The 20,009-nt window shown below is 56.0% G+C and carries 15 protein-coding genes and 3 pseudogenes; 7 read left to right on the top strand and 11 right to left on the bottom strand.

The features are described from left to right. Positions 1-57 precede the first annotated feature (57 nt). On the top strand, positions 58-1,017 hold the full coding sequence (locus MOV76_RS31110; RefSeq protein WP_011053283.1) for an IS4 family transposase: 960 nt from the start codon (positions 58-60) through the stop codon (positions 1,015-1,017). Further along, positions 971-1,182, top strand: a pseudogene (locus tag MOV76_RS31105) (IS3 family transposase); the annotation flags it as partial. The gene MOV76_RS31110 and the pseudogene MOV76_RS31105, both read left to right, overlap by 47 nt. A 450-nt stretch (positions 1,183-1,632) precedes the next feature. On the opposite strand, the gene repC reads toward MOV76_RS31105, so the two are convergent. The 3 genes from repC to repA all read right to left on the bottom strand — a co-directional run bounded on the left by repC (position 1,633) and on the right by repA (position 5,233). Next, complete coding sequence (repC, locus tag MOV76_RS31100; protein ID WP_011053503.1) at positions 1,633-2,841, bottom strand: plasmid replication protein RepC; 1,209 nt, start codon at positions 2,839-2,841, stop codon at positions 1,633-1,635. A 155-nt stretch (positions 2,842-2,996) separates the two neighbouring features. After that, positions 2,997-4,022, bottom strand: coding sequence for a plasmid partitioning protein RepB (gene repB, locus MOV76_RS31095; protein WP_004672729.1), 1,026 nt, complete (start codon positions 4,020-4,022; stop codon positions 2,997-2,999). Further along, on the bottom strand, positions 4,019-5,233 hold the full coding sequence (gene repA / locus MOV76_RS31090; RefSeq protein WP_011053501.1) for a plasmid partitioning protein RepA: 1,215 nt from the start codon (positions 5,231-5,233) through the stop codon (positions 4,019-4,021). Before repA ends, repB begins: the two co-directional genes overlap by 4 nt. Positions 5,234-5,667: 434 nt before the next feature. On the opposite strand from repA, the pseudogene MOV76_RS31085 reads away from it, so the two are divergent. Both MOV76_RS31085 and MOV76_RS39900 read left to right on the top strand, forming a co-directional pair. Then, a pseudogene (locus MOV76_RS31085) lies at positions 5,668-6,291 on the top strand (acyl-homoserine-lactone synthase). A 353-nt stretch (positions 6,292-6,644) separates the two neighbouring features. Further along, positions 6,645-7,736 (top strand): medium chain dehydrogenase/reductase family protein, encoded by a 1,092-nt coding sequence (locus tag MOV76_RS39900; RefSeq protein ID WP_309506636.1) that lies wholly within the window; start codon positions 6,645-6,647, stop codon positions 7,734-7,736. 6 nt (positions 7,737-7,742) lie between these two features. On the opposite strand, the gene prs is transcribed toward MOV76_RS39900, so the two are convergent. The 7 genes from prs to MOV76_RS31040 form a co-directional block, all read right to left on the bottom strand. Then, positions 7,743-8,684: a ribose-phosphate diphosphokinase gene (prs, locus tag MOV76_RS31070; RefSeq protein ID WP_011053499.1), complete on the bottom strand. Its 942-nt coding sequence runs from the start codon at positions 8,682-8,684 to the stop codon at positions 7,743-7,745. A gap of 2 nt (positions 8,685-8,686) precedes the next feature. Next, positions 8,687-9,802, bottom strand: a complete 1,116-nt coding sequence (locus MOV76_RS31065; RefSeq protein ID WP_004672715.1) for a nucleotidyltransferase family protein — start codon at positions 9,800-9,802, stop codon at positions 8,687-8,689. A 29-nt stretch (positions 9,803-9,831) separates the two neighbouring features. Then, a complete protein-coding gene (locus MOV76_RS31060) occupies positions 9,832-10,161 on the bottom strand; it encodes a hypothetical protein (protein WP_004672714.1) in 330 nt (109 codons plus the stop codon). A gap of 5 nt (positions 10,162-10,166) precedes the next feature. Beyond that, the gene (locus MOV76_RS31055; protein WP_004672713.1) at positions 10,167-10,661 is read right to left on the bottom strand and encodes a hypothetical protein; all 495 of its coding nucleotides are present in this window, start codon (positions 10,659-10,661) and stop codon (positions 10,167-10,169) included. An 80-nt stretch (positions 10,662-10,741) separates the two neighbouring features. Continuing rightward, positions 10,742-12,010, bottom strand: a complete 1,269-nt coding sequence (locus tag MOV76_RS31050; protein WP_004672712.1) for a radical SAM/SPASM domain-containing protein — start codon at positions 12,008-12,010, stop codon at positions 10,742-10,744. 31 nt (positions 12,011-12,041) lie between these two features. Then, a complete protein-coding gene (locus MOV76_RS31045) occupies positions 12,042-12,596 on the bottom strand; it encodes an adenine phosphoribosyltransferase (RefSeq protein ID WP_004672710.1) in 555 nt (184 codons plus the stop codon). Between the two features lie 286 nt (positions 12,597-12,882). Next, positions 12,883-13,338 (bottom strand): phasin, encoded by a 456-nt coding sequence (locus MOV76_RS31040; RefSeq protein WP_018247122.1) that lies wholly within the window; start codon positions 13,336-13,338, stop codon positions 12,883-12,885. 895 nt (positions 13,339-14,233) lie between these two features. On the opposite strand from MOV76_RS31040, the gene MOV76_RS31035 reads away from it, so the two are divergent. The 3 genes from MOV76_RS31035 to MOV76_RS31025 all read left to right on the top strand — a co-directional run bounded on the left by MOV76_RS31035 (position 14,234) and on the right by MOV76_RS31025 (position 19,157). Next, a complete protein-coding gene (locus MOV76_RS31035) occupies positions 14,234-15,007 on the top strand; it encodes an aquaporin (RefSeq protein WP_004677031.1) in 774 nt (257 codons plus the stop codon). A gap of 873 nt (positions 15,008-15,880) precedes the next feature. Then, positions 15,881-16,993 carry a nodulation factor fucose acetyltransferase NolL gene (gene nolL / locus MOV76_RS31030; RefSeq protein WP_309506638.1) on the top strand — a complete coding sequence of 371 codons (1,113 nt, stop codon included), beginning with the start codon at positions 15,881-15,883 and terminating at the stop codon, positions 16,991-16,993. A gap of 1,678 nt (positions 16,994-18,671) precedes the next feature. Further along, entirely contained in the window at positions 18,672-19,157 is a 486-nt protein-coding gene (locus tag MOV76_RS31025) for a NifX-associated nitrogen fixation protein (RefSeq protein ID WP_004677039.1), read from the top strand. Positions 19,158-19,526: 369 nt separating this feature from the next. Here the strand turns inward: MOV76_RS31025 and MOV76_RS31020 are convergent. After that, a pseudogene (locus MOV76_RS31020) lies at positions 19,527-20,009 on the bottom strand (IS3-like element ISRel21 family transposase); the annotation flags it as partial.

Genomic DNA, 20,009 nt, shown 5'->3' with positions numbered 1-20,009 from the left:
GCCGGTCGCCGGTCGCCGGTCGCCGGTCGCGAGGTCGCGCAATAGGGCGACTTCTTTATGATGTGGGCGCGCCTGCCCGACCAACGCTTCGATCTTTTGTCGCGCGTCATGCATGACCATGCACTCATCGGCGGCTCTAAACTGCGTGATGTCGTAGAGACAGTTCGGTTCTGCGACACCCAAACGATCGAGCTGCGCGAGCGCGCCGACCGTCCGGCGCGGCAGGCAACGTTGTGCCTGCGCTTCGGCCAGGCGACGATCAGGCGACCGCAAAACCTGCGCGAAGAAGGGCTGCCCGACGGGGTTAGGCTCAGTTGGGTCGAGGTCGTCGAACCGGACGCACCCGACGGTGTCGAGCCCTTGCATTGGCTGCTCTTGACCACCCATGCGCTCTCCAGTGCGACTGACGCCTGGCAGATCGTCGCTTGGTACAAGCAGCGCTGGATGATCGAGCAGTTCTTCCGGGTGATGAAGACGCAGGGCTTCAAGATCGAAGACAGCCAATTGCAGTTAGCGCCGCGGCTGGAAAAGCTCGTCGCCATCGCCGCCAAGGCCGCGGCAATCGTCCTCCAACTCGTGCAGGACCGCAGTGGCGGCGATCCTCACCCGGCAAGCCTGGCAGTCAGTCCCCACGAGATCAACACGCTCGCCGCCCTCGAAAGCCGCTTCAAGGGCAAGACCAAGCTGCAATCCAATCCCCATCCCAAAGCTTCGCTCGCCTGGGCCGCTTGGATCGTCGCCAAACTCGGCGGCTGGAACGGCTATGCCTCCTCCAAGCCGCCTGGACCCATCACCTTCTTCAACGGACTCAAATACTGTGCCGATGGCTGGGCCTTGCGAGATAGGTATATGCCTCAGTCGTTCGGTGGAGAAATGTTCCACTGGATCATTTGCTTTTGGTCACGAACAAAATCCAGCGACCAGCGGGCAGAGCCTTCGCGTTGGCCAGGATCGGTGCGCGCGTGCCTGCAAGTTCGCTTACGGAAGGGGGTTTCGCGTGCTCAACATCGTCGATGACGCGACGCGAGAATGCCTCGCGGCGATCCCCGGACACCTCGATCTCCGGTCGTCGCCTCGCTCGAAACTCGCAATGATCTCTCCGACAACGGCACCAAACTCACCTCGAATGCCATTCTTGCCTGGTCAAAAGACCATAGGGTCGAGTGGCTCATTGCGTCACCTCGCCCAAGATAGCGGTTGATGAATTCTCCCAGTGTTGTGGAAGTGCCGCCGCGAATCAGCCCCGTAGATTCCGGCGCTGCGGATGGCAGCAGGTAGTTGTTCCTATTGCGTCCTATCCATGCGGCGCCATCGCCCACTCGCGATTAGCCGGCACAGCCGGCCGCCTTGCGATTTGCCGCGCCGGTGCCAATGAATTGATGAAAGGCGGCTGCCATTTCGTGCGAAGACTTCGCTCCTGGTCTTGTTCGTGCGCGACCTTGGGCGCGTTCGTATTGAGATCACGGTCTACTGTTCCCCTAAGAGGCGTCATTTGGCTCGGGAGCCAGACGGTAACCGGCACAATGCCTGCGACAAGCCGCCTTTGAAAGTTGGTGTTTTCCAAGAGGTTAGCTTGGTGGTCAGCTGACCACAACCGAAATCCTCAACGGCAGGAATAACGATCAGCCGCACTTACCCAGCCCTCAAACCGCCTTGCCCGTTGGCCTTCAACAACGCCATTATCATCGGGCCAAGCGAGAATTCACCGCGCTCACTTCGGCGCGTTAGATCCCGCAGATAGCCTCCAGGAGAGTTGATGAAGTTAGCCCTTTCCAGGATGCACGCAATTGCCACCGCAGCATTCTCCGGTCCTAGCGCCTCGCAGGCATCCTGGTAGGCGGAAGGGCTTACCCCCAGCATAGATCGAACCACCACAGCGGCAGACATCAGATCTCGCCAGCTTCCCACGCCGCGCGGTGCATAGTCGCTGATCATCGGGCACGCCTTGAGCACCAATCCCAAGGGGAACGCCCTTTGCGATTCATTCTTCGGCTGAAGGCTCAAGCTCGCCTTTGCCCCCTGCTCCTTTTCGGAGCGTGGTTCAGATTCATTTACGGATTCGGGTTTTGAATTCTGTATGTGCTGCTCGATATGAGCAGCATTGGTGCTAATTTTTTCAGCATTCTCGAGGTTTTCCAAACGATTAAGCACTTCCTCACGGAGCATCTCCATTTCATTGAGAACGCTAGTGACCCCTTCAAGGGTCGGAACGCGCGGAATTCTGCTCGCGAGCGCAATGTAGATGTCCTCGGTCGTCTTCCAATCGCCGTCGGCGCCCTCGACCATTGCAGCAGTAATAAGTTTGCGAACATCCCGCCGGCAAATTGTAAGGCTCTCTTTGGCTTTCCTGAGCGAGGCTCTCTCGGCCGCCACTCTTTGCGCCAACATCGCCAACTCTTCCGATCGCGCCAGGAGGGGCGACAGGTCGAAGCCAAAAGCATTCTCGATCTGGCCATCGTCGCCCTTGCGGGCGAAGCGCTTGCCATTGGCGCTATCCTTACGGACGATCAACCCCGACTCCACCAGAATGGCAATATGCCGCCGCAACGTTGCGCCCGCCATTGCATGCGCCCGAAGCGCCAGTTGGGCATTCGAGGGGAAGACAATCAATTGTGCATCCTGACGCAACTCATTGTCAGGATAAAAACTCAAAAGTGCGTCAAGAACAGCCAGACTGTTCGACTGGATCTTGAGCAGTTCCATCGCGGCGGAAGCGTCTCTCAACACTTTCCACTTATCGGCAGCTTTTCCATGCTTGATTTCCATTGCCGCCTGGCGCCGCACGAGCGCAAGCGTCATTGGCCGCCGCCCGAACGGCGTCGCTACATTCCCCGACTGCATTGTCTCTCACCTTTCAGCAGGCAAAGGAAATTCGCTCACCAAAACGGCGCCAAAGACTCTTGACGAGGATTCGAGGAAATGCGATTCTGTTCTTGCTACAGAGACAGAAGGGCTTCCACGACGGCGACGTTGAGGGAGCTCTTTTCTTTTGCGGGTTACACTCCCTGTTTCCGTTGATGCTTTGCGCGATGCTCCTGGTAAAGCGCCGGCAAATGCTCGAGTACGAAAGCCGCGAAATCCGGCGTGGCTTTCCTGTCAATGGTAATTTCTAGCTTGCTCTTGCTCTGCGTGACCTGCGCAAGCCTGTCGCCATCGGGGGTCGACAGGACGTCTGGCAACCCGCGCGCAGTCCGACGCGGTTTCAGATGGTCGATCACTGCCTTGAACCGTTCCGACGACGGCAGCGCCTGCACCTCCTCCGAGGCAGCATATTTCGCAGCGCCTGCCGGAGGCGATGCTTTCTCAACCAGCTCTGCCAATTGCTGCCAACTTGGGCGTCCAACGCCTGGAGCGGCGCCGATGGCATCGATCAATTCAGAGGGGAGGGCGTCAACAAGCAGGAGCATCTTCGACAAGTTGCTTTTATCGATTGACATAGCCGCGATGACGATTTCTCGTGGAAACTGCTTGTTTAGCTTGTGTGCGAAACGTGCCTTTTCGATGAAGGTGAGGTCTTCGCGCTCATTGTTTTCCTGACCCTGTGCGACAACCAACTGCTCGTCCGTCAAGTCTCGAACAACCGCCTTGACCGGCAGTCCTAGCTCCGAAACGGCGCGCAGCCGGCGGTGTCCAAAGGCAACTTGGTAGTGCGCGGGTTTAACGGGATGAGGTCTCACAAGGATTGGGACCTGCTGTCCTTGCTCGCGGATGGATGCAAGAAGTCCTTCGATATCACCTTGCATGCGATCCTGAACGAAGGACGGCTCGATTGACGACGCGTTCAGTTCAACCACGGCCTGACCTTCGGCGAGACGCCGCTCGATCTCCTCGGCACGACCAAGACGATCATTTTGCTCGCGCAACGCGTTACCGATGTTTGCAGTCAGCTTCGTCGCTGGATCTCGTTCTTTTCTGGTCACGCCGAGAAGCGGCATGGAGCGAGTCTTTGCCGCTCTGTGTTCAGCAGCTGATGAGCTGTCGGGCGCGTCCGTGGTGACGTCAAGGAGGTGCTTCCGACTCATGTGGTTCTACCCCATGCTTTTTTGATTAGAGTTTCGATCTCGTCGTTGACGGCGTTCATCGCCTCTAAGGCCCGATCATAGGTCGAGCGCGTGAACTGTCCGCGCTCAACCTCAAAGAGGGTTTGATTCGTCAGGCCAGCGTCCGAAACGGCGGTCGTCTTGAGCATCGGAAAATTGAGGACATTTTCGCCGAAGATCGAACGCAGATAGCCCACCATCTGGTTCTGCGGGCCATCGCTCGGTTCAAAACGAGTGACGAGGTAGCGCATCCAATTGAACTTGAACTGGGCGCCTGCGTTCTCGATTTCCCGAAGGAGATTCGAGGTCATCGCCAGAAACTGGTTCATCGACATTACATCCAACATCTGGGGATGGACGGTGACGAGGATCGAGGTTGCGGCGGTCAGAGCTGAAAGCGTGAGATAGCCAAGTTGGGGAGGGCAATCGATAACGACGACATCGTAGTTGTCCGCGATGTCTTCGATGACCTGACTGATCCGACCGTAAAAAAGCGTGTCACCTTCCTTCCGGTTCATAAGCGCGCGCGGGGTATCGTGCTCAAACTCCATCAGTTCAAGATTGCCAGGAATTAGATGAAGATCCGGGATGTACGTTCCTCGGACAACCTGCTCGATTGGGACCTGCTCGTCATCATACCGGATGGCGCCATAGAGTGTTTCGTTCGGACCAACGTCAGTTTCTGGCTGACTGCCGAAGAGTGCGGAAAGGCTTGCTTGGGGATCAAGATCAATCGCGAGAATCCGGTAGCCACGCATTGCCAGGTACTGTGCCAGATGCGCGGCTGTCGTCGTCTTGCCCGAGCCGCCTTTGAAATTCATCACCGAGACGACTTGAAGCTGCTCCCCCGTGCGACGATGGGGCAGGTAGCGCCGGTTCCCGCGGCCAATCAGGTCCAGGTGCTTACGGATTGAATGAATATCTTCGATCGTGAACGTGCGTCGACCGCCAGGGCTCATACTAACGTGCAGTTCAGGCATTTCCGAAGCAGTTTGTCTAAGATAAGACTCACCGATGCCAAGCAATTTTGAGGCTTCTGACGGTGCAAAGGATCGAATGCCCTTTTCGGACGTCGGCGGGAAGACCTTGAGATGATGTGCTTGAAGTTGGCTGGAGAGAGCGTCAGCATGACGCTCCATCAATGCGGTCAACCCTTCGACGACCGGCGCTGTGTTTGCTGCGGTTTTCGCCATCTCAAAATCCATTTCCTGCAAGTGGCGGAACTTTTCGCGAAACCGCTAAAGTTCCGCCACTAGCTATTAGAGCCGATTCTGCATTTTGAGCAAGGGGTTTTAGGTTAACGAAAGGCTAACGTGGATAAACCCGGAACGTAGAGTAAATGGATTTTTCCGTTTATATCCTGCAGCTTAGCAAGACCGCGGTACCGATTGGTCATGGTGTGTTTTATTGTGAATCCTACAAATGTGCCCCGGCGATTTAGACGAAAAGCAGAAGACCTCGGCAAAGTCGGTGATCCCCTTGCCGCGACTCACTCGCACAAAACCGTAAGCATTCGACAACGGACGCCCGATTCCAATTCGTGCAGAGTTCCCGGCGCCTAACGGCGGCGGAGAAATTCATGCAGGTATTCGCGATCTCGACACCAAAAATTTACTACGAAGCGTAGCTGCTTCAGGACGATCATAGGCTACGTGCGAGGATCTTTTCCACTCGCACTTGGGATGTAGAAGTAGTCGACGAGTGCGAGGCAGATGGGGTTGACGCTCTCGCCCCGACTGCCATCCTGGATGTCACCGCGGCTGGACCACTTGCAGGATGTGCACGCGATTTGTCTGCGATGGGACCGACCATGCTGGTAGACGTATTTCCGTCTCTGCTCCCGAAGGGCCGCCTGAACGCCAATCCCCTGATGGTCTAGAGTTCTCGCTTTTGCGTCGACACCTCGAAGAGTGGAGGGGAGGGGAGGGGAGATGGTTCCGTTCACGAGGCAACGCTGACCTTGTTCGCCGGCATCGTAGAATGGTGCCTGGGAGGTGGTCTCAGCGAAGTCGTTGCGGTAACGGATATCAGGTTCGAGCGAACTCTTGCTAGCGTCGAATGGCCTCTCCCGCGCTTGGGGCAGCCAGAGAAGATCGTTGCCACCACCGCCATCGCAGGCACGCGTCCAGCAAACGCTGAGACCTTTCTGATGTTGCGGCCGCCCAACTACCGATCTAGTTGCCGTCATCCTTCTCGGTGCGACTCGGATTGTTGGTCTGTTCGGTTCGAACCGGTGCGCCACGAAGGATGAAGCTTTGGACGATGTGGCGATAGGCTCTTAGGAGGGTTCGCGCGGGCAGATGAGGGAAGGCGACATGGCATCTTCGCAGAGATGAGGATGCATCGAAGAACGGGCTGGTAAACCGCGGCTCGTGTTTGAGGCTGGTGGCATTGACGCGGCCCAAGCGCTCCACTCTACCTTCAATAGTTTCGTCGCTCCTTGCGCAAGGGAACACTTCTGCCGCTTGAAACGTCCTTTGCCGTTTGCGCCGACGATATCTCCGAGAAGCTTGTCAAGACCCAGGACATAAGCAAGCCCGCCAGCAAGGCACGTGATTTCATCAGCTTTCTGACTGCCGCCTGTGGTTGTTGGCTAGATTCTGGATGCAAGTAAGTGTACATATTAGGATAGTCGGTGTGTCGGGGAGCGAGAGGTCTCGTATGGAGGTTCGTGGACTCGTAATTACTTGCCCCCGCAAGGTTGAAGAATGGACATTGTCGGTTCCACTCGCCGTATCGTCCGAAGTCGGTGTGCGGATAGAGTTGTGTGGACTCTGCACACCGGAGCAACGCGTTTATCGGGGCGCCAAGCCGACTTACCCCTATTGGGGCGGGCACGAGTTGTCAGGCACGATCGTGTCTCTGCCGGACGATGTACCGGATGGCCTGCGCGTAGGAGACCGCGTTGCGGTGCTTTTAATGCGCAGATGCGGCCAATGTCGTGCCTGCCGCCTCGGACTGGACAACCACTGTGCATATTTAAATCCTAAAGCGAGAGGAGGGGTGCCGCAGGGGCCGGGGGGATTGGCCAATTTTGTGGGCGTACCCGCCTATCAGGTTTTTTCCGTACCTTCCTTTTTGGCTCCCGAGCGTGCCGCGTTAGTTGAACCTGTCGCCTGCGTGGCACGCGGCATAAATAGGGCGCGTGCAAAGGCTGGAGACACTGTGGCCGTCATCGGCGGAGGCACGATGGGCCTTCTCCATTCGATACTTCTGACAACCAAAGGATGCGACGTTTACCTTTTCGATGACGACGTGGCAACGCATGGGCCTGTGATGTCGACCGGCGCCCATGCAACGGGGTCAGTTCATTCTCTGTCTGATCCGAAACTCGTCGAGAAATTAACGGATGGCTGGGGCTTCGACTGCATCTTTTGCACGCGCTTCGGTGTCAGAGGCATTCAGGGGGCCATAGCTGCGGCGTCACGCGGTGCCAGGATTGTACTCTACCAATCGATTCCGACGTCCGATTTGTTATCGGTAGGCGCTAACTTTCTGCATTACCGGGAAATTGAACTGATCGGCACCATAGCCCAAAGCGCGGACGACGTGAGAAATGCCATTCGAACCATCGTTGAACATGCCGCACGCTTCGACGTGCTGCAGGTCAATCTTTGGCCCTCGTCAAACGCCCAAGAGGCATTCGAGCAGGCGCTCGATCCACGTGTTAATCGCGTGATGCTAGATTTCAGGTAATGCTTCTCAGCGTGCCTGCAGCGCGCCTGCAATTTCGTTGCCGATCGAGACTACTTCGACACTGTCGGGGAAATTGTCGGTACGTCCGACGCTGTCGGTCACAACGATGCGGTCGATCTGAGACCGTCCCCAGTTTTCGTTCAGCGACGGCGTGAATATGGCATGGGCTGCGGCAAGGGTTATCTTGCGAGCGCCTGCCGCTTTGAGATGTGCGGCGGCTGAAAAAGCCGTCTGACCACTGTTGATTTCGTCGTCAATCAGGATGATCGTCCGGCCAGCAACGTCCCCCAGAATCTCGACGCTCTCCCGAAAGTCATCATCGTCTCTGCGGTGCTTGCGCATGACAGCGAATGGGCAGCCGAGCAGGGCCGCCAAGTGCTCAGCTCGCTTCGCTCCGCCGAAGTCCGGTGAAACGACCATGTCGCCATCGACGGCCGCAGAACCGAGATGGCGAACTAGGGCGGGAGCGAACTGAAGATTGACGACAGGACAGGCAAATGCGGCGCACAGCTGAGGAACATGGAGTTCGAAAGTTATCAGCCGATCTATACCGAGCGTTTCGATAATCCCCGCAAGGATTCGCACCGGTACAGGTCCGCCGTCGAAGGCAGGGCGATCCGAACGCGAATATGGGAGGTAGGGAAGAACAGCGGTAATCGTGCGGGGACCCCGCGCCCGCACGGCACCAAGCGCTAGGAACAACTCGAAAAGACGATCATGAACGCTGTCAGGAAATGTTTGCACGACCACCACATTTCCGCCAAGCCCGCCGTCGCGCGGAGTGACAGCCATCTGGCCATTGCTGAACACCTGCGTGTTTAGGATCGTTATTCCTGACCGCGTGAGGGCCCGATGGACTGTTGACGCAAACTTTGCAGAGGTTTCGGTTGCTGCGATACGAAGGTCGTTCGCCGCAGGATCTGTACGATATGGTGACTCGGGCGCCATATTTACGCCAGCTCAAGATCGTTAACAGTGGGAATAGACAGCAGTTTGGGCAACACGTCGCCCCAATCATGTTGAAGTGGTACCTCGGTTTGATCAGGTCGAATGAGCTCTAGGAACTCGGACGGTATGTCTATCCCACAGATGCGCTTCATCTGCGTCAGGACGAAATATAACGCCGGCCTCATCTCGTATTTGTAACCTATCGCAGCGACCTCCGCCCAGCTAATATTCGCCATTTCTTTGTGTAGAACCGCATGAAGATCGCCGAACATCAATAGTCGAAGCGAATTATAAAGGAAGGCCTCGTGATAAAGCCTGGCCGAAAGGAACCAGACGGCGCCAGTCGCGGATTGGACCTGCAATATGCGGCCTAGACCGTTTGCAAGACGCACGCCTGACCATATGTCTTCGACATCGATGCCGACGGAGAGATTTACATGCATATCAATGAAGATGGGCATGTGCAGCTTCTTCGCGGAATCGATGTATCCCTTTACGTGGCGGTAGCGCAGCTGGCGTGGCACCGCGGGACCAGGGAACGGAGATTCAACGGATTCTATCCTTACAAACACCGGCAAGGAATAGCTTTCGCGGAAGGTTTCGTCATCGAGTTCCTTTCGTTCCGGATGCCAGTTGCCATTTGAAGGGTCGAAAATACCGTGCCGGTAGCCGAGATCGAACATGAGCCGCTGCACGCGCTGCGCGTCAGCGGGCTTGACCATGATGTCGAGATCGGTCATCGGCCGTAGGAGTGGATCGGGATAGTGGAGAAGCGCGAGATCTGGTCCCTTCACCAGGAACCAGGCGATGCCGGCCCGATCCAGCGCATCCATGATTTCTGGCAGATTGCGAAATTCGAGTGCGGACCTGACCTTTGACATGACAGTCCAGCACTGAACGTAATGCGCCGCCTCAGTAGGCAATAGTGTCAACAAATCGAGGCGGCGCAAGTGATTCTCAAGCAGCGGCACCGTCCGATTATGCTCGGCGCGCCATACCACATAGGGCCAGTTGACAGGCTCCTTGCAGAGACGGACCAAACGCTCTTCATCCTCGGGTCGTAGGTAGGCCCGGCAGGTGATCAGCAAAATAGAGTCTTCTGGTGACAACCGAAGCATCGCGGAGACTCCTGATACGGCTGCGTGATTTATTTCGAACTTTCCGGGCTGCCGAATTCGGCTAGTGTCTGCCTCAGGTCGGCGAACTGTTGTTCGAAGGAAGCGAAACTCTGGTCGACGTTTTGTCCAAGCAACTGTTCAAGGCTGAGCGTTTCTTCAGCGCGTTCCTCTTGTCCAGACATAAGCTTGTAAACCGAACTTACCGGCAGCAATCGCGACAAGAGTTCACCACCGCGGCCCGTCTGGGCGCTGTCCCGAATTTGCCGGATGCAACTTTCGGCAAGCAATCCGTCAATCACGATTACCAGCTTGCCATCCTCTTCGTCAACGGCGTAGCCAAACAGTCGGGAACTAGCCATTGCCGCTACCTCTGAACCTTCTTGAGGTCTTCCACTTCACTGCGTATCTGCAGCAATTGTGCCTGAGCCGAGAGAAGTTTGGCGAATGCGGCGGTAACCGCCTTTGCCGATTGTGTGTCGGAACCAGTCATCCTAACCGGTCCTCGCCCAATGCGGCGTCCTACAAGACCTGAATCGGCGGCGCGCGGCCAATTGGCTTTGCCAAATTTCTTCGAGGCGGTTATATCAACGTAGTAGTCTTGTAGTTCGCCGTTAGCAGCGAGTGAGCCGGATTTCGACCGTTGCGATCTGCGTGACACCTTTAGCGATTGCTCTAATTTTACAAGGCCAGCCGTCAATTGCTGAGCTTGGTCATCCAAACCCGCCTGCAGCCGGGCGAGTCCTTCCGCAAGACGAGAAATCACCTGGGCTTGCTGGGCGGCTGCTTTGTTGCCGGATCGTATCGCGTTGTTCGCAAGTGTGTGCGCCACACCCGCCGCACCTCGGAAAGCTCTGCTCATCCTCAATCCTCCACGTTATTTTTGTTGACCTGGTTAAATTACGTCGTCGACACAGCAATTATTACGTCGCGCCTCCTGCGTTAGTGAGTGTGTTGCGCAGCAGCCGCGATTTCCTCCGAGAAGTTATAGACAGGAGCTTCGGCGGCGGGCCGACGCTCTTTCGCTATAACTCCGCGGCGGTAGGTGGAATCTTTCGTCGGGTCCACCAGGGCGTACTCCGGAAAACCTCCGTTATTGTAAAGTTCCTGGCACAGCGGATAGGGCGCGTCCTTTTCACCATAGTGCGACCAGCTACTCATCTTGCAGACGCCGCGACAGACTGGATAAAACACGCAGTTGCCGCAGACGCCCTTAACCTCGCCACTCACCACCTCGCGTAGCTCATGGAAGAACGGGCTGTTGCGCCAGATTTCCATCAAGGGCATTTCGAAGGCATTGCCGGCGATCATTTCCGGATCATCGTAGGAGGCACTGCACATCGAAACTTGTCCGTTCGACAGTATGCCCAGTACGTTGTCGCCCCAACCGCAAGTATGCACGCCGTTCAGATACTTGAGAGGCATCAGAGCCGGCGGCAGAGTCATGTATGCAGCGCCACTCTCAAAATGGGGAGATTTCAAAAGATCGCCTATCAGTAGCTTGCATTCCTCCAAGCTTATCGCATTGTCCTCATGGCTGCGCGCGTTGCCCATCGGATGTATGTTGAGCAGCGTCCGATGCTTCTTGATGCCCCAGCCGAGCACCAAATCTATAATCGAAATCACCTTGTCATAGTTGTTGCGATAGGCAGTCGTCGTTACCACCGTAGAGATGTCAGTTTTTCCAAGCCGCTGCAGGACAATCGCAGTCTTGGCGAACGCACCCGATTTTGCTCTGAAAGCGTCGTGCGCCTCTGGGTCGAAATGGTCGAGGCTGATGAAGACCGTCAAATTGGGGAGCCTACTTAGCTGCTCGATCGTGAACTCGTCAAAGAGGGTTCCATTCGTCTCGAAAACCAGCTCCTTCAGCCCACAGGATGCGAGATATTCCATGACTGCCATGAATTCCTTGTGAACCATCGGTTCACCCCCGGAAACCTTAACCTTGCGCAGCCCATTGGGTAGTGCTTGCTCGATCAGTCCTTGGATCGCCTCCAGGTTGAAATCAATGCCCTTGGCCTTGGGCCCGACGCCTGCGATATAACAGTGGTGGCATCCCAAATTGCACTTGCGGGTTAGAAACAGATAGATCGTTTTAATTTCGTTTTCCGAGACGACTCGTTTCGAAAGTTCACTTGTGACGAGGGCCTGTAGCGTCTGACTGGCTACATGCACGTCCTGCGGTGTCGAAAGCCAATCAGGGGTATTCATGCGCTTGCCTCCTTACGTCTATGTTGCTGCGCTAGCACGTCATCGCACTGATCACTGGTGCGTCGTCCAATTGACGCCTGCCTTTCAAAACTTCGATTTCGAGTATGAATGCGTATCCGGCGATCTCTCCGCCTTGGGACTTGACAAAATTCCCAGTCGCCCGAGCAGTGCCACCCGTCGCTAGAAGGTCATCAGCAATCAGGCATCGCAGGCCGTCACCGATGAGGCCGGCAGTTACCTCCAGGGTTCCGGAGCAGTATTCACAGCTGTATTCAAATGAGAGGACGTCCCCCGGCAGTTTACCGGGTTTCCTTACCATGATGAAACCGCAACCGAGCCTATCAGCCAATGAGGCGCCCAAGATGAAACCACGCGCATCAACCGCCAAAATGGCATCGATTTCTGTTCCCGACACTTGGCTTGCGACGGTAGAAACGACTTCGCCCAATGCACCTCTACCAGCCAGCATAGGCGCTATATCCTTGAACAAGATCCCGCCTATCGGAAAGTTAGGAAATTCTCGTAATGCTTCTACACCGGATTGGTTAATCCGTGACGCCCCGCTATTTGGAACAGCTACAATCATTTTACTATCCCCCACATGTAACCATCTAAGAGCCTCGTAAGGTGCGATGGCCTCGCGCACTTTGTGGCCAGCCACCAGATGAGGCCCTGGCAAGCTTATCAGCGGCGGCCGCCGCCGCGCCTACCACGTTCCTCCGGGCCGGCACGGGTCCGCTCTCTGACCAGATCACGCCGGAATTCGCCAGCGCCGCGAACAGATGAAACATCAGTCGGCCGCATAATGTTGTCTCCTCGAAAGCGGCTCCGATCATGATTCGTCCAGCCCTGATCTTAGTGCCGAGTCTACTTTACGTCGCTTTGGGGTTCGTCAGGACCTTGTCAAAAGCATCCTTGACCGGCTTTGAGATTTCCTCCACCGCCCTGCTTGAGAGCTCCCGGACTTCCTTGGCGTGCTGCAAACTTGTCTCAACGCGCTTGCGGAAAAAGGTCGACTGCTGTTCGAGGATCTGCGACGGCGAATTCGCGCCCAGCAAAGCTTGCAAATGTGAGAAGCCGGCCTCGGCGTCGGCTTGCAGTGCAGCGATCGTCTTCCACCACAATTCGTTGCCGAATAGACTTGTCGTTTCGAGGATCGGAGGCAGCATTTTCTGTGTCGCTTCAGCGCCGGACGCAAATTTCAAAAGAGCCTCTGTCACCTGCTTGTTCCCCTTTTCAACGGATGCGCCGAACTGATCTGGCACCTTGAGCGGCGATGACCCCGGGTTTTCGATCGTTTCAAATGATCTTTCGGAAATCTTGGTCATTGCATTTTCCTTCTCTTTGAGTTGGTTGCAAGCTGTGACATCGGGATTGACCCTTCCGCCGGCGGATGCATGGCCGCTTGGTAGAACGCGGATCCGATGACGAACGGTCAGGTGGCCTCCGTTCCGTTCGTTTCATGAACCGGCATCATGCAGACTGCTTTCTGCCGCTTGTAACCAGGGATCAGCAAACACCATGCCAACTGCTCCGACGCGCCAAGAAGATGATTTTCTTTTATCAATGGGCGGGTTGAGGGCAGGTTGATGTGTATTTGACGGAGAGACCGGCGAACAAAACGTTCCAATCACGACAAACCTGACAAAAGTGGCGGATGCCCGACATTTGCGAGAAATGTCGACGGTTGCGCTGGGGACAAGGGAATTCACGTGGACTTCAAATCGCGCCAAGGATCATGTGCCTGTTCGTGGCTAAGGGGCGTTACTCGACTTCTCGTGAACGTCCCTGGCGGTCTTATCAACCCTTGTCCTGGTTCCTGCTTTGCACCACCTTCCGCTTGGAGCCATGAAGAGGGTCGTTGTTTCGATAATTTGAGGATGGGCTGCTTGGCGATTTGTTCGTAGCCCAGCTCGGGTCCATACGTCTCGGTACGGTTCGCCTGCCTATCCTGTTCACGGCACTTTCGAACATAAGACCGAACGTCATCAGAGCGATCGCTGTGATGCGCAACATATTTCATTTGGTACGACGTTTGCTGGTGATCGGTGACGCTGGTTGACCATAGGCTCTGATGCCGATCTCGTCGGACAAGGACGCAATTGAAGTCAACTACGGAGGTTTTCGGGACCTGACACGATGATTGGTTCGGTGCATGCGGAACGCTTGGCGGCACGAGGATGACACCGAAAAGTACGTGGGGTCAAATCAATGGAGTGAAAAATGAAAAAGTATGTTTGCGAATTCTTCGGGACCTTCACACTTGTCTTCCTCGGCTGCGGCACATTGCTTTATATGCGTCAAGAGGTGGGCCTGTTGGGTGTCGCTTTAGCCTTCGGGACGACCGTGGTTGCAATGGCCTACACGATTGGCCCAGTCTCGGGCGCGCATCTCAATCCGGCGGTCAGCCTGGGTTTCCTCGTGTCGCGCCGATTGAGAGTGTGGGACTTTCTCGCGTATGTCTCCGCCCAATGTGCAGGAGCTATCGCGGCGGCAGGCACGCTCTACCTTATCGCTATGAACAAGGTCGGCGGTTACGATATCACCCTAGAAGGTTTCGCCCAAACCGGCTGGGTAGTCTACGGATGGAGAGCTGCGTTCCTATTCGAGTTTATCGCCACGTTCCTGTTCGTAACTGTATTCCTCAAATGCACGGCTGGACGCGGCGCTGTTGCACGATTGGCGATTGGACTTGCCTTAGTTGCGATCCACCTTGGCGGTATCACCGTTTCGGGTTCTTCTGTGAATCCAGCACGATCGATCGGCCCAGCACTTTTCGCAGGAGGGGCGGCACTCTCTCAACTCTGGCTTTATATATGTGCGCCAATGCTCGGCGCTATTGCGGCCGGCCTTCTTCAGCTCAGGGGGATCGTCGCGTCAAGCGAGCCGCAAAGTCTGCGCCAATTTGAATCGCGCGAAATGACCAGCGACATATCCAGCCCGGTTTCATTCTTTCGCCACCGAAGGAGAGGTATCCCAAAAAGGGAAAGCCACTGATCGAGGAGGGGGTCTCGACCTTGACAGGGGAGCGCATCCCCAGACACTCGCCGTTGCATCCCGCATATCTTGACGCTTACTGCGATCTTCCTACGGATTGGGACCACGGTCGTCTCTGACGTATCGACAAACGTCGCATACGGATCGACAATGGCAGCCCAACGTCCAGCTATCATTGGCGGCGATCCAAAACGGCGGCGATCGCGGCCAAAGCCTCGTGTATCGCGATACTCACCGACCTTCCGCTCAAGGTTGTCAAGGGTCCGCGATACTCATCCATACCGCAGATGCGTGTCATTAGGAGCATGAATTTTACAATGGTGAGGCTGCCATATAGGACACGTTGGGCGGCGGATCTAATGGAGCAAATCTCCAGCGTCTGGGGGGTTGCGCTGGGGTGCCGATCCACACCCAAGCGCCGGTAGGTGATAGACGATACCCACAGCGGCTAGGAGCCATTGAATCGGCAATATGTTCTTTTGATACGGTGTCGCGCAAGTTTGGCATGGAGAATCATATGCAATCGCAACAATAGCCGAGTGCAGAGTCAAGCAGCGCTACTTGCATACGCGCAAATGTCCGTTAGAAGATTTCGACGACGTGGCAGCCCAAGCAGTTGCGCGGCAGCGAGTTTAGGCGGGGCGTACGTTGCGGCGAAAAACAGCCAATGGACACGCCGAAAACGGCTACTGGGCCTAAGTCGCCACGGTCGCCCTGTGAACTTGGAACCCAGGCAAATTGTATGACCGTTGGCCGTCGTTCAGCATGCCGAAGTCGGAGCGCTGATCGGAAGCTGGATTAGCCTGCATGATGAACGAGAGGTTGGAAAATGCCGCTTTCAAAGGCTCCCGTAGGCATCGTGAGATGTTGAGAATGCGAGCAAGAATTGTAGGTGGAAAGACAGTGCCTGAGGCGCCAGAGGCCGACGATCGCGATCTAGCTTTAGACTTCGCCAAAGGAATACTCATTGTCTTGGTGATTTTCGGTCACCTGATACAATATATCTTTTACGAGGGTGATGGCTTCTGGGATTCGGCATGCTTCAAATCGATCTACATGTTTCACATGCCTCTCTTTATGGCGATAAGCGGATATCTCTCTAGATCAGGGCTACTAGGCAAATCGTTCAGGCAAGCCATCGGTGATCGCGCGCTGCAGCTCCTGGTGCCGACGCTGTTCTGGTGCACCCTTTTGGAGGCAGTCAAATTGCTCATGTTTCCCCGGCCGCCGGACGCACCTGGCAACCTGTTGCAATTCATGCACGATTTCGTCGGCACATACTGGTTCATCTGGGCTGCGTTTGCTTCTTTTCTTTTGGTCAAACTTATTTCGATCTTCAACTCCGGGTCGGCACGCTCTTTGCTTGTCTCATCCATACTGGTCGCAGTTGCCCCCGTGACGTTTTCTATATTCCCTCTCATAAAGTACACCTATCCCTTTTTCTGCATGGGATTTTCATTTGCGCAGTCGAGAGATTGGTGGACGAGCATAATGCGGTATCATAAGCCACTCCTGATGATGTCCGCCTCTATCGCGGCTAGCTTGTGCTTCATGGCGTGGCGCGAGGACACCTATGTCTACAACAATCTCGCCTTAATCCAGGATCTGCAGTCGGCAAAAGATATCCTTCTGATGTTTTTTGGCTCGACAGTGGCCTCTGCAGTGATGATCGAGATTCTGCTTCAATCCTGGAAAATTGGACGCTCGAACCGGGTGGTTCGCTTTATCGCCGTGGAAGTGGGGCAGAGCACGCTCGTGTTGTACCTGGTGCAGGCTACGGTATTCCGTCTCATGGATTTGATACAATACGGAGAACAATGGGCTCCCACAATGAGGTCTGGCGCGGCGGGAATTCTCGGGACGATGATCATTGCCGTAGCACTAGCAGTTCGCTGGAGCGTGCGCGACATTCCCTATCTGTCCCAGCTCATGCTTGGAACGCCACCCCGCCTCGTTCGTTTGCCGAGCAATCCTGCGAATAACTAGCGGTGTTCAATTCTCAACCTAAACTTCGTCAGCAAGCAAGCATGCCAAGGCACGCGTTAAGGGGCCCATTTTTAAAGGATCCTTTTGCACGAAGATCGGCTGAGGTCCGACTGATGTGCCAATCACGTATCGAGAATCCGCAAACCCCTCGCGCCCAATGCTCCGCGACGACGCGGGCGCTTGACCCCCAGGGTATCGACTCCACCCTCTTTGAGGTTGCCAAAGATTCGGTTTGCTTCGCACTTGTTTGGGGTCCGCTTGCCGCCAGGTCCCGTTGTCCCTGCTAAAATCGCGAGCGTTCGCTAAGGTACCAGAAACGCTTTTCCGGCCTGTGCTAAGCAATGACCGGAAACAGCGAGTATCGCCTCAGCGGTCACACCGAGGCAGCACTGCTCCATGACGGCCGCTGCCACAGTCATCCTCTTGCCGGCGCCGACGGTACCGGCCAGCTAGGTCGTGCCGGCAGCATGATCCCCCGGGTGCCGTGTTCTGGTGCGGATAGAGAGTGAACGCGGCCGACGCACGCCGGCAACTTAAGATACACGCCGCCGAGGCGCCCAGGGGCTGGTTGTTGAAACGGTCCTAAAACCTTGCGGCCGGTCGATCCGGTGGGCATCGGACCAGGACCCGGCCCTGAAGGGCCATCTGATCTTCGTGAGCTTCCCCTTTGCCGGCTACGTCTAACAGCCGTTCACTGTGGAAATTCAGAGCGTTGTTGAGCTGTCGCCGGCGTCGCGGGGGCCTATGCCGCATTCCATTTGCCCGCGGCATTCCCCCAAATGACGGCGCTAACTGTCGAGGAAGGGAGCTCCAGCCAGTGATGCATGCGGGTCTCGGAGTCCATCACTGGGAGGCGCTGTGATCGCCAAGCAAAGAAGATCGACCGGCTGCACCTCGGCAAGCGGCCGGACATTGCGCCCAATCCGCGAATTGAGAGCGGAGCGGCTTCGGCGGGTGTCATTTGTTGCTGACGTGGCCGGAGAATAGGCTTCCGCCGCTGCACCGGGATGCCATTTCTTCGATCCCCACCGCGTCTTGTCCGGTTCACGACAACGTTGTCCTCGATCAATTCTTCATGGGCTAGCTAAGAAGCTGGAAACAATACAGATGCCGTGTTCCGAACCTCAGCGGAGGAGACTGGCATGAGTCTTGAACTCCCAGAACTACGCGGCGGGCAATCGCCTGGTGGAACGTGTGGCGTCCGGTCGAAGTCGATTTGAACCTTGAAGGGAAAATACATGGCAGGTCTGCATCAGTTCGCACGGAAAAGGGGGTATCGGCAAGTACACGGCCTCTCAAGATACTCTCACTGTCCTTGTCGACCTCGAAAAGCTGATTCCACCCCCCGCCTGATCCTCAATTCGAAAGCCCGAGACACGGTTTTACACCTGGCGGCGAATAGGTTGGTTGAGGGTGGAGTTCGCGGCGAAACCTACCGCCACTGGACTATCGCGACGGGAATCTCGCTTGTGAAGCGCTTTTCGTCAAGCCCGCCAGCGTTGCCCGCCGCTTGCCGTTGTTGTTGCGGCCGCCCCGTTTCGAGGGGCCATGTCATTCGTCCGGGCCAAGTTGCGTCGCCACAGGTCCCATCTGCCGCACCATTTTAAGGGATGGTGTTACCGGAAGCGGGTGTGGCCCTTAGTCAAACCGCATCCAACACTCAGGAGGATTTTAACTGATGTCAAACGTCACCCCTGTCCCCAACAATGCTCGATTAGATGAGAAAGATGCTCTCGCCACGCCTTTCATTAAGTGCCTCTTGCGTCTGATGCGTGCTCAAGACACCTTTGAATTGTGGCAAGAGAAATCGGACACCGATTTGCTCTGTGATTTCATCGTGACGAGGCAGCAGCGTAGGGCGATTCCTCTCATCGGGGGACCTGACCTAGAGGTGCAGTGGCGGCTTGAGATCTTCTATGCCGCCGTAGCACTTGCTATAGAGGAGCAGTCCGGACTGATGGCGTCACCGGTGTTGACTGTGAACCATGAGGGATTCGGTCGGATATTACTCACGGCGGGGCGGCTCGTAGTACTCTCGAAGACGCTCCGCGACGTACATCGATTTGGCTTCGACAACCTCCAAAAGCTCGCCGAGGCGGGAACTGGCCTGGTCGATAATGGCTTAACAACAATTAAGACCTATTCAGATGTAGCGCGCGTTTAAGTGCGGTTGAAACGGCTCATATAGGGCGGAATTCTTCGCTAATCTGCCCAGCAATCAAGCAATCCGGGGGTGTGCCCTAGCGTTCTTGGCGCGGGGGGGGGGGGCGACATGGAGGAACCTGCATGACAGTGCGTTCACTACTCACTACGGCTCCTCTTTGGCTCCGGCGTATCTCACAAGCACTGATCAAGCGACGTGTATTGGCTGCGCCCCTTGTTTTCTGGTCTGCCAGTGTTCGGCAGGAAGGTAGGTGGTTGGCCTTCAAATGACCTGTCACCGAATTTTCATCCGGCGTCTGACCTGCCACTGAGAATTTCTGAACCGCTCCCAAACGTTGGACCACCGGATGCTAGAGTTTTCCGGCTTCATTCAGGGAGGCGGGCTGGTTGCGCCTCCCGAATTCACCAACGAGATCGGCACCTTGTTGCCGATCGCACCATGAGGTCTTTCCTCATTGTAGTATCTACGCCAATCCTCCATCTTTTCGCGGGCATCCGCAAGGGTCAGGAACCAATGCTGGTTCAGGCATTCTGCACGGAAGCGGCCATTGAACGCTTCGATGAAAGCATTATCAGTCGGCTTGCCGGGGCGTGAGAAGTCCAACGTCACACCCTTGGAATAGGCCCGCAGGTCCAAGTCGCGCGACACGAACTCGGTCCCTTGGTCGACACGGATCGTTTTCGGATAGCCGGCTTTTTGGCACACCCGTTCAAGGGTTTGCACAACGTCTTCGCCTCTATAGCTATGACGTGGATCAAGCACCGGCACGTAGCGCGAGAAGGTGTCGACCACCGTCAGCACGCGCAGTTTCTTACCCGTTGCGAGTTGGTCGTGAACGAAGTCCATCGCCCA

Origin of the sequence: Rhizobium sp. PRIMUS64 (assembly GCF_023006465.1) — a bacterium.
Lineage (GTDB): Bacteria > Pseudomonadota > Alphaproteobacteria > Rhizobiales > Rhizobiaceae > Rhizobium > Rhizobium leguminosarum.
Note: the sequence above shows the minus strand (reverse complement) of the source record. Positions and strands in the feature narration are given on the sequence as shown.

Bases quoted from the DNA above. Each gene is read 5' to 3' on its own strand.
- MOV76_RS31060 (WP_004672714.1), bottom strand. From the start codon at position 10,161: ATGGCTAGTTCCCGACTGTTTGGCTACGCCGTTGACGAAGAGGATGGC.
- nolL (WP_309506638.1), top strand. From the start codon at position 15,881: ATGCGAGCAAGAATTGTAGGTGGAAAGACAGTGCCTGAGGCGCCAGAG.
- MOV76_RS31050 (WP_004672712.1), bottom strand. From the start codon at position 12,010: ATGAATACCCCTGATTGGCTTTCGACACCGCAGGACGTGCATGTAGCC.
- MOV76_RS31055 (WP_004672713.1), bottom strand. From the start codon at position 10,661: ATGAGCAGAGCTTTCCGAGGTGCGGCGGGTGTGGCGCACACACTTGCG.
- MOV76_RS39900 (WP_309506636.1), top strand. From the start codon at position 6,645: ATGCAAGTAAGTGTACATATTAGGATAGTCGGTGTGTCGGGGAGCGAG.
- MOV76_RS31065 (WP_004672715.1), bottom strand. From the start codon at position 9,802: ATGCTTCGGTTGTCACCAGAAGACTCTATTTTGCTGATCACCTGCCGG.
- MOV76_RS31045 (WP_004672710.1), bottom strand. From the start codon at position 12,596: ATGATTGTAGCTGTTCCAAATAGCGGGGCGTCACGGATTAACCAATCC.
- repB (WP_004672729.1), bottom strand. From the start codon at position 4,022: ATGAGTCGGAAGCACCTCCTTGACGTCACCACGGACGCGCCCGACAGC.
- MOV76_RS31110 (WP_011053283.1), top strand. From the start codon at position 58: ATGATGTGGGCGCGCCTGCCCGACCAACGCTTCGATCTTTTGTCGCGC.
- prs (WP_011053499.1), bottom strand. From the start codon at position 8,684: ATGGCGCCCGAGTCACCATATCGTACAGATCCTGCGGCGAACGACCTT.
- repA (WP_011053501.1), bottom strand. From the start codon at position 5,233: ATGGCGAAAACCGCAGCAAACACAGCGCCGGTCGTCGAAGGGTTGACC.
- MOV76_RS31035 (WP_004677031.1), top strand. From the start codon at position 14,234: ATGAAAAAGTATGTTTGCGAATTCTTCGGGACCTTCACACTTGTCTTC.
- MOV76_RS31040 (WP_018247122.1), bottom strand. From the start codon at position 13,338: ATGACCAAGATTTCCGAAAGATCATTTGAAACGATCGAAAACCCGGGG.
- MOV76_RS31025 (WP_004677039.1), top strand. From the start codon at position 18,672: ATGTCAAACGTCACCCCTGTCCCCAACAATGCTCGATTAGATGAGAAA.
- repC (WP_011053503.1), bottom strand. From the start codon at position 2,841: ATGCAGTCGGGGAATGTAGCGACGCCGTTCGGGCGGCGGCCAATGACG.